The 12,118-nt window shown below is 35.3% G+C and carries 15 protein-coding genes and 2 tRNA genes; 14 read left to right on the forward strand and 3 right to left on the reverse strand.

Annotated features, from left to right (window positions below):
* Nucleotides 1-17 precede the first annotated feature (17 nt).
* From ABZP37_RS05615 to ABZP37_RS05635, 5 genes are all read left to right on the forward strand, one after another.
* Nucleotides 18-1,421 (forward strand): CotH kinase family protein, encoded by a 1,404-nt coding sequence (locus ABZP37_RS05615; RefSeq protein WP_366186345.1) that lies wholly within the window; start codon nucleotides 18-20, stop codon nucleotides 1,419-1,421.
* A 172-nt stretch (nucleotides 1,422-1,593) separates the two neighbouring features.
* Nucleotides 1,594-1,878: an EF-hand domain-containing protein gene (locus ABZP37_RS05620; RefSeq protein ID WP_366186346.1), complete on the forward strand. Its 285-nt coding sequence runs from the start codon at nucleotides 1,594-1,596 to the stop codon at nucleotides 1,876-1,878.
* A 45-nt stretch (nucleotides 1,879-1,923) separates the two neighbouring features.
* Nucleotides 1,924-2,703 carry a YHYH protein gene (locus ABZP37_RS05625; protein ID WP_366186348.1) on the forward strand — a complete coding sequence of 260 codons (780 nt, stop codon included), beginning with the start codon at nucleotides 1,924-1,926 and terminating at the stop codon, nucleotides 2,701-2,703.
* On the forward strand, nucleotides 2,675-3,316 hold the full coding sequence (locus tag ABZP37_RS05630) for a hypothetical protein (RefSeq protein ID WP_366186350.1): 642 nt from the start codon (nucleotides 2,675-2,677) through the stop codon (nucleotides 3,314-3,316). The genes ABZP37_RS05625 and ABZP37_RS05630 overlap by 29 nt, the downstream gene beginning before the upstream one ends.
* A complete protein-coding gene (locus ABZP37_RS05635) occupies nucleotides 3,313-3,939 on the forward strand; it encodes an SCO family protein (RefSeq protein ID WP_366186352.1) in 627 nt (208 codons plus the stop codon). Before ABZP37_RS05630 ends, ABZP37_RS05635 begins: the two co-directional genes overlap by 4 nt.
* 120 nt (nucleotides 3,940-4,059) lie before the next feature.
* Here ABZP37_RS05635 and ABZP37_RS05640 read toward each other — a convergent pair whose 3' ends face one another.
* Nucleotides 4,060-4,419: an RNA-binding protein gene (locus ABZP37_RS05640; protein ID WP_366186354.1), complete on the reverse strand. Its 360-nt coding sequence runs from the start codon at nucleotides 4,417-4,419 to the stop codon at nucleotides 4,060-4,062.
* A 141-nt stretch (nucleotides 4,420-4,560) separates the two neighbouring features.
* The gene (locus tag ABZP37_RS05645) at nucleotides 4,561-5,031 is read right to left on the reverse strand and encodes a DUF6252 family protein (RefSeq protein WP_366186356.1); all 471 of its coding nucleotides are present in this window, start codon (nucleotides 5,029-5,031) and stop codon (nucleotides 4,561-4,563) included.
* 187 nt (nucleotides 5,032-5,218) lie between these two features.
* On the opposite strand from ABZP37_RS05645, the gene ABZP37_RS05650 reads away from it, so the two are divergent.
* From ABZP37_RS05650 to ABZP37_RS05680, 7 genes are all read left to right on the forward strand, one after another.
* Complete coding sequence (locus ABZP37_RS05650; protein WP_366186358.1) at nucleotides 5,219-5,776, forward strand: 30S ribosomal protein S16; 558 nt, start codon at nucleotides 5,219-5,221, stop codon at nucleotides 5,774-5,776.
* A gap of 13 nt (nucleotides 5,777-5,789) precedes the next feature.
* A complete protein-coding gene (rimM, locus tag ABZP37_RS05655; protein WP_366186360.1) occupies nucleotides 5,790-6,314 on the forward strand; it encodes a ribosome maturation factor RimM in 525 nt (174 codons plus the stop codon).
* Nucleotides 6,315-6,509: 195 nt separating this feature from the next.
* The gene (locus tag ABZP37_RS05660; RefSeq protein WP_366186362.1) at nucleotides 6,510-7,217 is read left to right on the forward strand and encodes a methyltransferase; all 708 of its coding nucleotides are present in this window, start codon (nucleotides 6,510-6,512) and stop codon (nucleotides 7,215-7,217) included.
* Nucleotides 7,218-7,450: 233 nt separating this feature from the next.
* On the forward strand, nucleotides 7,451-7,768 hold the full coding sequence (gene trxA, locus ABZP37_RS05665) for a thioredoxin (protein ID WP_366186364.1): 318 nt from the start codon (nucleotides 7,451-7,453) through the stop codon (nucleotides 7,766-7,768).
* 422 nt (nucleotides 7,769-8,190) lie between these two features.
* Complete coding sequence (locus ABZP37_RS05670) at nucleotides 8,191-9,117, forward strand: DUF58 domain-containing protein (RefSeq protein ID WP_366186366.1); 927 nt, start codon at nucleotides 8,191-8,193, stop codon at nucleotides 9,115-9,117.
* 87 nt (nucleotides 9,118-9,204) lie between these two features.
* Nucleotides 9,205-9,278 (forward strand) — tRNA-Asp (locus tag ABZP37_RS05675).
* A 237-nt stretch (nucleotides 9,279-9,515) separates the two neighbouring features.
* Nucleotides 9,516-9,589: transfer RNA gene (locus tag ABZP37_RS05680), tRNA-Asp, on the forward strand.
* A gap of 280 nt (nucleotides 9,590-9,869) precedes the next feature.
* Here ABZP37_RS05680 and ABZP37_RS05685 read toward each other — a convergent pair.
* Nucleotides 9,870-10,010, reverse strand: coding sequence for a transposase (locus tag ABZP37_RS05685; RefSeq protein WP_366187482.1), 141 nt, complete (start codon nucleotides 10,008-10,010; stop codon nucleotides 9,870-9,872).
* 641 nt (nucleotides 10,011-10,651) lie between these two features.
* On the opposite strand from ABZP37_RS05685, the gene ABZP37_RS05690 reads away from it, so the two are divergent.
* Together ABZP37_RS05690 and ABZP37_RS05695 are read left to right on the forward strand one after the other, a co-directional pair.
* A complete protein-coding gene (locus ABZP37_RS05690) occupies nucleotides 10,652-11,209 on the forward strand; it encodes a DUF4402 domain-containing protein (protein WP_366186368.1) in 558 nt (185 codons plus the stop codon).
* Nucleotides 11,210-11,403: 194 nt separating this feature from the next.
* Nucleotides 11,404-12,117, forward strand: a complete 714-nt coding sequence (locus tag ABZP37_RS05695; protein WP_366186370.1) for a hypothetical protein — start codon at nucleotides 11,404-11,406, stop codon at nucleotides 12,115-12,117.
* Nucleotide 12,118 lies beyond the last annotated feature (1 nt).

A 12,118-nucleotide genomic window follows, 5' to 3' on the forward strand; every position in this document is an offset into this window, starting at 1 on the left:
GCAAAAAAATAATATTTATGAAAAAAATAACCATTTTACTAGTACTAGCACTTCAGCTGTTTTTTGTAACATCCTGTTCAAAGGAAGATTCAACCGTTGATGTGGTCGAAGAAATAGAAGAGGTTGAAGCAGATGATACCGTATTTGAGATTCCGGATTGGACAACAGCGACCCACAGTAAAAAAGCAGATCCTAATTTTGTTGAAATATTTGATGATAATTCGGTAAAAAGATTGGATATCGTGATAACTAGTACGCGCTGGAAAAAAATGCTTGCAGACATGACAGCTACCTATGGTACTTTTGGTAAAAGTTCTGGTGGCCCTGGTCTTGTATCATCAGATGAAGATCCTTTAATGGTTCCAGCCGAAGTTTTTTACAAAGGAAAAGAATGGTATCGTGTGGGTGTTCGATTCAAAGGGAATTCAAGCTTGCAATCTACTTGGTCTAGCGGAAATCTAAAACTGTCCTTTAAATTAGACTTTGACGAATATGAAGATACTTACCCTCAAATTGATAATCAACGTTTTTATGGTTTCAAGAAATTAAGCTTAAAAAACAACTACAATGACAAATCTATGTTACGCGAAAAAGTGGCTACAGATATTTTTAGAGCCTCTGGAGTTATAAGTTCACATGCTGCTATTTACGAGGTATATGTTGATTATGGTAACGGTCCAACTTACTTTGGAGTGTACACTTTGGTCGAAGAAGTAGATGACACTTTGATTGATGAGTTTTCTAACAACGATGGAAACTTATACAAGCCTGATGGCACTGGTGCTAGTTTCGCTAATGGTAGTTTTACACAATCGGTTTTTGTAAAGAAAACAAATGAAGACGCTGCTGATTATACTGATATTCAAAATTTATTCACAGCCTTGCATGCCAGTAACAGAACAACTGATGCTGCTGCTTGGAGAACGAATTTAGAATCTGTTTTTGACACCGATACTTTTTTGAAATATTTAGCCGTCAATACGGTAATTCAAAACTGGGATACCTATGGTAGAATGACGCATAATTATTTTTTATACAACAATCCTGATACAAAAAAATTATCGTGGATACCATGGGATAACAATGAAGCCTTACAAACAGGAAACCAAGGAGGTTCTTATGCTTTAAATTTCTCCGGTTTGAGTTCTTCTTCTTGGCCATTGATTGGGTATTTGTATAATGACGCTACTTACAAGGCTAAGTACGATACCTATGTAAAAAGTGTGATCGATAATGCTTTTAATGAGACCACCATGAAAGCTAAGTATACTGCTTATGCAGCGCTTGTTAAGCCTTATGCAATAAAAGAGGTCAAAGGCTATACTTTTTTAAACAGTACTTCCGATTTCCAAACTGCTATTGATGCTTTAAGTGCTCATGTTACAGCACGTACTACCGCAGTAAATACTTATTTAAAATAAACAATATTCGATTTACTCATAAAATGGGTTAGTTTGCGTGTGTTTAATTATAACGCAATCTATGGAGATCCGTCATTCACAGATAATTTCCGCTCATTCACTGAAAACTAAAAAAGTGCATTGTTTATTTACTCAACTTTGTAATAGTCAAAAACAATTTAATTATTAAATCATGAAAAATAGAATATTGAAAATAGTTTGCAGTCTAGTATTGTTTTTAGGAACAGCCAATGCTTTTGCACAACCAAATGAAAATCAAGAACGCAAAGCACCACCAACAGCAGAGCAATTGATTAAAGAGATGGACGCAAACAAAGACGGAAAATTATCTAAAGAGGAACTAAAAGGCCCGATAAAAAATGATTTTACTAAAATAGACACCAATAAAGACGGCTTTTTAAGTCTTGAAGAGTTAAAAAAAGCGCCTAAGCCAGAGCGTAAAAAACCAACTGAATAAAACGATTAAAACAAACAAACAATTCAATTTAAACCCTTATCAACAATGAAAAAAATAAATTTAATAATAACTGGTATGAGTGTTATTGCTTTGGCGGTAACTAGCTTCTCCTGTAGTAGTAGTGATGACTCAACTAACGCTACAACAGATGCAGGAACGACTACTGGTTGTACAGCAGTTCCAGCAGTTTTTAGTAGTAATTATAAAACGGCTGTAACGTTATCTGCTGATTGTACCACGGTAACTATGAAATCTAACGGAACGCCAGATCACGTAACGCCTTATTGGGGAGTTGGACATGCATTATATGAAACGCAAACAACGGGGCAAACGCTAACTCCCGGTAGTCTTTCAGCGCAAGTTTTTTCGATGACTATTCCAGTCAATCCAGTTGCCGCAACTACAAAAGAGGCGACTTCTCTTGGACCAATTGGTATGGCATTGAATGGAGTTGCAATATATAATGATCGTGAAGGTGGAAATGTACCTGTAGATTCCAATACCCTTACAACTTTTGATAGAGCAGGAGCTCATAGTGGTCCTGGAGGATTGTACCATTACCATTTTAATGGAGATTTTACTTCGGATGACGATGCAAAATTAATTGGTTGGTTAAGAGATGGATTCCCAATTTATGGTCGAAAAGATAAAGACGGAACCTATCCTTCTACTTTGGATTCAAATGGAGGTCATATTGGTGCAACAGTTGAATATCCAAATGGTATTTATCATTACCATTGTTCGAATGTGAATTATTTGAACTCTGGTTACTATATATTAAAAGCAGGAAGTTATCATGGTACAAAAGGTACGTTTAGTTCATAAGATTTTTTTTTTGTTGATTATTGCAATTGTAACCACGTGTTGTAGTAAAAAGATTGAGGACGAAGGTGCATTGCCTTCGTCTTTAATTGTTTCTACTATAGGGATTCCAAAAGATACTATTTTGGTTACTGATCCAAATTTAACTTTAGGAAACGGAATTTATTATTTAAATAAGAGAGCCTATTCTGGTTATATCAAAGAAATGTATGCTCCAAATCAAGTCAAATGCGTTTTTAGTTTTTTGAACGGACAACAACATGGTTTGAGTTTATCTTATTTTCTTGATGAAAAATTAAAAGAATCCCGTTCTTATAAACTAGGAAGGTCTTATGGTAGATCATTTGGTTTCTGGGAAAATGGAAATCCAAAATTTGATTATATATACATGGACGATAGTAGAGAAGGATTGCAAAAACAATGGTATGAAAGCGGAGGGAAATATTCGTTCCTGAATTTTAAAAATGATAGGGAAGAAGGTATGCAAAATGCTTGGCGCGAAAACGGAAAGCCGTACATAAGTTACGAAGCAAAAGATGGCCGCCGATATGGTTTGCAAAAATCAAACTTGTGTTATACGCTCAAAGATCAAAAACTAAAAATGAAATCCAAATGAAGTTAAACTATTATATCATCGTATTACTGGGAGTTTTGGTGCTTTCTTGCCAAGAGAAAACTAGGAAATTACCTTATTACAACACATCCGATTTTGTACCCGTTTGGGAAACTCCAGAAAGTGAGTCCTTTCATAAAATTCGTCCATTTAATTTGGTAGACCAAGAAGGAAAAGCATTTTCAGAGAAAAATCTAGAAGGAAAAATAACTGTAGTAGATTTCTTTTTTACCAGTTGTCCGGGGATTTGTCCAAAAATGACCAATAGTATGTCTAAGATTCAGGAGGAGTTTAAGAATGATAATCAGATACAATTGGTTTCGCATTCGGTTACGCCAGATAAGGATAGTGTTTCTGTTATGGCTGCTTATGGCAAAAAAAATAACATCCAATACAATAAGTGGAAACTGCTTACTGGGGACAAAGAAGAAATCTATAATCTAGGTCGAAAGTTTTATTTTGTCGAAGAGGACTTAGGAGAAAACAATGACAGCTCTATTTTCCTTCATACTGAAAATTTTGTTTTGATAGATAAAAACAGAATCATCCGCGGTATTTATAATAGTTTAGATCCCAGTAGTATGCAGGCTTTGGTTGAAGATATAAAAGTGTTAGAGAAGGAATAAGAATTTTGGATGGAACAGGAGTTGCTTTCCAGTTGGTATGAGGTAAACAGAATTTAGTGCTAATAAAAAAAGGGTGTCAATAAAATTGACACCCTTTTTGGTATATTGTAGAAAAAAATATTAATATCCTCCTCTGTTTCCACCACCACGGTTTTCTCCACCACGGCTGTTTCCACCATAACCACCACGTGAATCTCCTCCACCACGGTTGTTGTTAAAACTTTTTCTTTCGCCTTCTGGTTTTGGCTCAGATTTGTTTACTACAATTGTACGTCCTTGAACAGTAGCTCCGTTCAATTCGTCAATCGCTTTTTGAGCATCGTCATCACTTGGCATTTCAACAAAACCAAATCCTTTGCTTCTTCCTGTAAATTTATCAGTGATAATTTTAACTGAATCAACTGCTCCGTAAGCCTCGAAAGACTCTCTTAAATCTGCTTCCTCAATACTGAATGGAAGGCTTCCAACAAAAATATTCATATGTGCTTATTTATAATAATTGAAGCAAATGTAATCTAAATATTTTCTAATCTACTATAAATAAGCTTATTTAATAAATTAATTTTATAATTTGCTAAAGCTGCCTTTGTCTTAAGTAGTGGATTAATTGATTATGAAATATTAAGGAGAAGTAGGTACTTTGTAAAATACTCCTTGCTGGAAATTCAAAGCAGGTTCTGCAATAGGATTGTTTGTAGTGTTTACGGCATTAAATCTAAAAGTTCCTGAAATGGTTTTGTTAGTGCTATCGTATTCGGTGATGGTAATTTGTCCGTCCCCTTTTCCTGTACTTGTTGCAAAAGTGATGTTGCCTGCAGGGTCTGTCAATATATAGGTTGCTGTAATGGTGTTGCTGGTTCCTAGGTCGTAAGATTTTACGGTAGTGGCATTTGTTTTTAAAATCACTTGTTCGTTTCTAGTGTATGCATTTACGGTAAGTGAGCCGCCAGAGCTAATGGTTGCGGTGGAGGTGACTGCCCTCCAAAAAACATTGTCTTTTACCCCTTGAAAGGATGGGTTATTGAACTTTACGTTTTCTTCACAGGAGATGAAACAAATAACGAGGATGCTATATAGGAGGCCTTTTTTCATAAAAAACATGCTTATTAGACTAACAAAAGTATGATATTATAGGTAGAAAACAGAATTATAAATAAAAAATGTATGGAAAAACAGGATTAATGTCGTTAAAATCGGTTAGTTTTTTTAAAATAAAAAGCATATCTTTGCGCCCTTAATTAATAGAGGTCGAGTACCTCAAAATTTAATCAATAAGATTATGTCAGTAAAAATTAGATTACAAAGACACGGTAAAAAAGGAAAACCTTTTTACTGGGTTGTAGCTGCAGATGCACGCTCAAAAAGAGATGGTAAATACTTAGAGAAAATCGGTACTTACAATCCAAACACTAACCCAGCAACTATCGATTTGAATATTGATAGCGCAGTACAATGGTTGCACAATGGTGCTCAACCAACTGATACTGCTAGAGCAATTCTTTCTTACAAAGGAGCTTTATTGAAACACCACCTTGATGGAGGAGTTCGTAAAGGTGCTTTAACTCAAGAACAAGCTGATGCTAAATTAGCTACTTGGTTAGAATCTAAATCAGGAATTGTTGATGCTAAGAAAGATGGTTTGTCAAAAGCGCAAGCTGATGTTAAAGCTGTTGCTTTCAAAGCAGAACAAGAAGTAAATGCAAAACGTATCGCTACAGCTGCTCAGGCAGAAGCTGATGCCATTGCTGCTGCTGCACCTGCTGTAGAAGAAGTTGCAGAAGTTGAGGCTGAAGAGGCTCCAGCTGCTGAAGAATCTAACGAAGAAACTCAAGCTTAATTCAACTGCGATAATGCGTAAAGAAGATTGTTTCTATTTGGGTAAAATCGCTAAAAAATTTAGTTTCAAAGGGGAAGTTCTGGCCTATTTAGACACGGATGAACCTGAGTTATACGAAAACTTGGAATCAGTGTTTGTTGAATGCAACAAACACTTGATTCCTTTTTTTATTGAAAATTCTTCCCTTCACAAAAACGATTTTTTACGTATTCGTTTTGAAGAAGTCAAAAACGAAGGAGATGCCGATGCCATTATGGGTAACGAGTTGTTCCTTCCGCTTAATATGTTGCCTAGACTTAGTGGTAACAAATTTTATTTTCACGAAGTTGTTGGTTTTGAAATAGAAGACCAACGTTTAGGAATCTTTGGCGTGATTCAATCTGTCAATGATACTTCTGCTCAGCCTTTATTTGAAGTATTGAACGGAAATGTGGAAATATTAGTTCCGATGATTGACCATTTCTTGGTAGAAGTCGATCGTGAAAACAAAAAAGTCATCATGGACCTTCCAGAAGGTTTGGTAGAAATGTACTTGTAGGTTTGAAGTAAGGAGTTAGAGGTTAGAAGTTGTCGAAAGAAGAATTCGAATGTATCTAAAATTCTCAAATCATTTAATTCATAATTCTCAAATCCTGAATCCATAATTATATTATCCATCATCCCCCTTTTTTTGATGTTTTGCTACAAATCAAAAATCATAGTTCGTTAATCTGCAATCTTAAATCTTTTTTCTGTGTTTCAATTCAAGCAATTTTCTATCGAGCAGGATAACACTGCTATGAAAGTAGGTACCGATGGTGTTCTTTTGGGTGCTTGGGCGCCTGTTAGTCATCGTCCTTTTAGTATTTTGGATATTGGTGCAGGCACAGGGCTTGTTGCTTTGATGCTGGCGCAACGCACGTCTGCGGAGCAAATAGATGCTTTGGAGATTGATGAAGATGCGTACGAGCAAGCCGTGGGAAATTTTGAAAATTCTCCCTGGGGAGACCGTTTGTTTTGCTATCATGCAGGTCTGGATGAGTTTGTAGAAGAGCCAGAGGATGAGTATGATTTGATAGTTTCGAATCCGCCGTTTTATAGTGAAGATTATAAGTCAAATGTCGAGCAGCGAGATTTAGCTCGTTTTCAAGATGCGATGCCTTTTGAGGAATTGATTGAGGCGGCTGATTTGTTTTTGTCTGAAAATGGTGTCTTTGCGGTTGTTATTCCGTTTAAGGAGGAGGAGAAATTCGTGGATTTAGCTAAAGAGTATGAATTGTACCCTTTTAAAGTCACTCGTGTAAAAGGTACTCCACAGTCAGAAATAAAAAGAAGTTTGTTGGCTTTTGGTCGCGATGCGGAAGTAGAAGTTGTGGTTTCGGATTTGATTATTGAAGTTGCTAGACATGATTATACCGAAGATTATATTCAATTGACTAAAGAGTTTTATTTGAAAATGTAGCGTTTTTTAGCCCTGATAGAAGCGTTATCCTCTTGTGTAGCGGTAGCGGAACAAGAGATATAGTGGATAGCAGGAATAGCTTCTAATAAAAATTATCAATATAGAAATAGTTAAAACTAATTTAACAATAGTGTTTGGTTTGTTTTAAATTTCTAAATTTGTATTCGAGTTAAGGAACTCGATCATTAATTCCCTGAGTGAAGTGTAGGGTTAACAAGTAAAAGATAAATAATATGGCATTAGCAATAACAGATGCTACTTTTGAAGAAGTAGTTTTGAAATCAGATAAACCAGTACTAGTAGATTTTTGGGCAGCTTGGTGTGGACCATGTAGAATGGTTGGGCCAATCATTGAAGAATTAAGCAATGATTACGAAGGTAAAGTTGTAGTAGGTAAAGTAGATGTAGACGCAAATCAAGAATTTGCTGCAAAATACGGTGTAAGAAATATCCCAACAGTATTGGTTTTTCATAACGGAGAAGTAGTAGGGAAGCAAGTAGGAGTAGCTCCTAAGCAGACTTACGCAGATAGTTTAGATGCTTTATTGTAATATTTAAAGAATCTAAGATAATTAATATTAAAGGTTTGGCGAAAGTCAAGCCTTTTTTTGTAGTTGTTTGCTGCGAATTGTTGTGGTTTTTTGGAGTTTTAGCTCTGTTTATCTTTTGGTAGTCTAAAAGGAATAGCTTTCTATTCATTGATAAACAGCTCCATATTGTTTGTCACGCTGAAAGCGTCTCACGATAGGTGAGCAACTTTGCTGAGACGCTTTCAGCATGACAAATTGTTGCGCGTAGTAGCTGACTTAGCTACGTTGAATTGTAAAACAAATAGAGTTGTTGTAGTTTTAATTTTTTATTAGGATGTTTGTAATTAGTGTAATTGCTTCGCTTGTTCACTTTTGCTTGGGTCGTATCCAAAATAAAATTGTGACATTAAATGGCTCGTGATTATTTTTAATACATTTGAGAAATGAAGATGGAATCACAATTAGAAAAAATAGCTCGTTTCCAACATCTGGAGCTTTTGGCGAATCAAATCGTCGAAGGTTTTATTTCGGGTATGCACAAAAGTCCGTTTCATGGCTTTTCGGCTGAGTTTGCAGAGCATAAGCTGTATAATGTAGGCGAAAGCACTCGGCACATTGATTGGAAGCTGTTTGCAAAGACCGATAGACTTTATACGAAGCGATTTGAGGAGGAAACTAATTTGCGGTGTCATATTATTATAGATAACTCCTCGTCGATGCATTATCCAAAGCTGGATTCTAATCAGCATTTTTACGAAAATAAGATAGGTTTTTCTGTTTTAGCTTCAGCAGTGTTGATGCATTTACTCAAGAAACAACGTGATGCGGTTGGTTTGAGTGTGTTTTCTGATGATTATGACTATTATGCGCCCGAAAAGGGTAGTGATCGTCATCATCGAATGATTTTGAATCAATTGGAAGCTATTCTAGAAAAACCGCAGGTAGCGAAAACTACAGATACGGTTTCTTTTCTGCATCAAATCGCCGAAAAGATCCATCGTCGCTCGATGATTGTGCTATTTACAGATATGTTTCAGTTGGAAGACGACGAAAAGTTGTTTGAAGCGTTGCAGCATTTGTGTCACAATAAACATAAAGTGGTGCTTTTTCATGTGATTGATCGTAAAACAGAACTTAATTTTGACTTTGATAACACGCCCAGAAAGTTTATTGATGTGGAAACGGGTGAGGAAGTAGCTCTTTTTTCGGATAATGTTCAAGAAGTTTATAAAAAAGAGGCGGAAGTCTATTTTAAAAAAATAGCGTTAACCTGTGCGCGGAACCGAATTCGGTACGTTCCTGTTGATGTAGGGGATGATTTTGAAAAAATATTACTTACTTATCTTGTTGAGAAACAAAAGTTTGGATGATTTCTTCGAAATTATTTAAAAATAATTGGTAAAAACGCTTGTAGAAACGGAAATCTATTGTATCTTTGCCACCGCAATAGCGCAGTTGGTCTGGTAGTTCAGTTGGTTAGAATACCTGCCTGTCACGCAGGGGGTCGCGGGTTCGAGTCCCGTCCAGACCGCGAATATTGGGGAAGCCTTTCAGAAATGAGAGGCTTTTTTTTCCAATAGATTATTGCAAGTGTTTTTGTATTGTGATTGGTTAATTGAACTCATCATAATGGTTGAACAAAAAGAAAATGTATTTTGCTTAAGAGTAGATTCGTTTTCGATAATAAAAAAAGTATTAGTTTGATTAATTTTGGGTTTTATTGATATATTTGATTTAAATCCTGAAGTTAAGATTAAATAGCGCAGTTGGTCTGGTAGTTCAGTTGGTTAGAATACCTGCCTGTCACGCAGGGGGTCGCGGGTTCGAGTCCCGTCCAGACCGCGAAATTGGAAAAAAAAGTCTTTTAGAAATAAAAGACTTTTTTTTCCAATAAATCGAATCTAAAATTAGTTGTGTTGTGATCAGTCTAGTTAACTGATCCTGGTTTAGTAGTTAGGCCAATGAAAAGCTTTCCACTTTATTCTGAATTTATTTCAGGATCTAGGGATGGCTTTTTTGATTTTAAAGAGACTTTGGTTTTAAAAAATTTTAGATCATGTTCAGAAAAGTCTTAAAAATAAAAGAATCAAGAACAAAACGGATCAAGAACAAAAGTTGGGGATTAGGCAAATAATTTAGTTAATCTAAAGAGAAAGAAATCCACTTTTCGTACTCCTCTAAATTGATTTCTGAATGCTTTTATTTTAGCATTAAAAGATTCTGCCGAAGCATTTGTACTTCTATTATCAAAGTAGTTTAAAATCGAATCATAGTTGTATTAAAGCTTTAGTGTTTATTAGTTTCTTTTGAAAAATGACGCAAGCTCCTGTGTTGTGCGAGTTTCATCAGCTACTAAATCTCGGTTTTTTCAATTCTGCCTTACCGGTATCTTTGTTAATTCTTCTTCTTTGAGTGATATGAAGATGCATATGGTTTTCTGTAATTGGAAAGTTCGGAGTTGTTACTCTATATAATGAGTTCTTAAGAGCTCGGTTTGTGATACCTATATTTTTTAGGAATGGAATTAATCTCCTTTCTTAGTAAGAACTCAATTCAATATATTCAATGGTAATTAAATGGGATAACAATTATAGAAGCTATATACTCTATGAGAGGAATTGTGTATGGGTTTAATTTGAGTTGATGCATATCTTGTTTTCCTCTGCTTTTCTACTTGATTCTTGTTTTTGTTGTGTGATCTTGTCTTGATTCGTGTGTTTTCAGCAGTTTAACAGAAATAAATGTAGATTGCCGTTAATGTTTTAGAATTTGTTTTTATTGACATTAATTTGTCTCATCAAAATAAAACAAATGATTTTATTTTTATTTTGAAAAAAAAATTAACAAAAAAATTAAAGATAAAATCCCCCGAATTTATCGATAAACATTAGACCTACAATTATTATGAAAAAATTATCATTATTAGCTATAATAGCTATTGCTGCATTCTCAAACAATGTAAACGCTCAAACGAATACTGAAGATACTGAAACGACAAATGCACATGCTAAACTTATTAAAGTAATGAGTGTGGCAAATGCTGATACAGACGGCTTGGATTTTGGAACTATTGTTCTTACTGCAGCTGGGGCAAGTACAGTTACTATGGCGGCTGTAGATGCAACTAGGGTTTATGGAGCAAATAGTGCGGCAGCTGTAAATGCAAATCAATCTGCAAACACTGCAAAATATGATGTAACAGGTACGCCAAATGAGACTTATGCTTTGACTTTGCCTACTACAGTAAGTTTGACGACTGCAACTTTAGGAACAGGCCTTGCTACAATGACGATTGGTAATTTGAAAGCTCGTTTTAGTGGAGGTAGTGCTGATGCAGTTGTTAGTAAACTATCTACAACAGGTACTGATTCATTTGCAGTAGGAGGGACTCTAAATATTGATGCTACTCAAAAACCTGGAGACTATACAGGTACATTTAATGTTACTGTAGATTATAACTAGAAAAAAAATATCATAAATAAGAGGAATGTGCTATTTGGGTACATTCCTCTTTTTTTTTGTATTTTTGTAGCTTATTATAAATACTACCCCTATTAATGCAAAAAAAGTTAATTGTATTCGTCAATCTATTTGTATCCCTTTTTTGTTTAAGTGTATTTGCCCAAGGTAATTTATATGTAACACCTAATAGGGTTGTGTTCGAAGGTAGAAATATCAAGGAAGTTTTGAGCTTAGCCAATACTGGTAATGAAACGGCAACCTATTCTATTTCATTTGTGCAACGGCGTATGAATGAAGATGGTAGTTTTACAATTATTGAGACTCCAGACGAAGATGCTCCATTTGCAGATCCCTATTTGAGAATTTATCCTCGTCAGGTGACTTTAGAGCCGAAAGAAGGTCAGTCAATAGTGCTTCAAGTGAAACGCACTGGTACTATGCCAGAAGGTGAATACCGTTCTCATATTTATTTTCGTTCGGAAAATGACTATGTTCCACTTGGTAAAGAAGCTAAAGATACTTTGAAAACGGTTAGTGTAAAATTAATTCCTGTTTTTGGTATCAGTATTCCGATTATTATTCGAGTGGGAAATACTAGTGCAACAACTACCTTGAATGATTTGTCTCTTGATTTGAAGAATAAAAAGAATGAATTAACTTTTACTATAAACCGAGAGGGTAATGCTTCCGTATATGGAGATTTAAAAGTGGAATATATTCAGCAAAACAAAAAGCCTATTGAGATAGGTGAAATTAGTGGCGTAGCAGTTTATACTAATATTAAGAAAAGAAAAATGGCTATTCAGCTCAATGCTCAGGATGTTAACTTAAGTAAAGGCAAGCTAAAGATAAGTTACATTGGTAGAGGTGATAAGGAAGTTATTGCTGAGGCCGAAATCAATTTATGAT

It is taken from the genome of Flavobacterium ovatum, assembly GCF_040703125.1.
Taxonomy (GTDB): domain Bacteria; phylum Bacteroidota; class Bacteroidia; order Flavobacteriales; family Flavobacteriaceae; genus Flavobacterium; species Flavobacterium ovatum.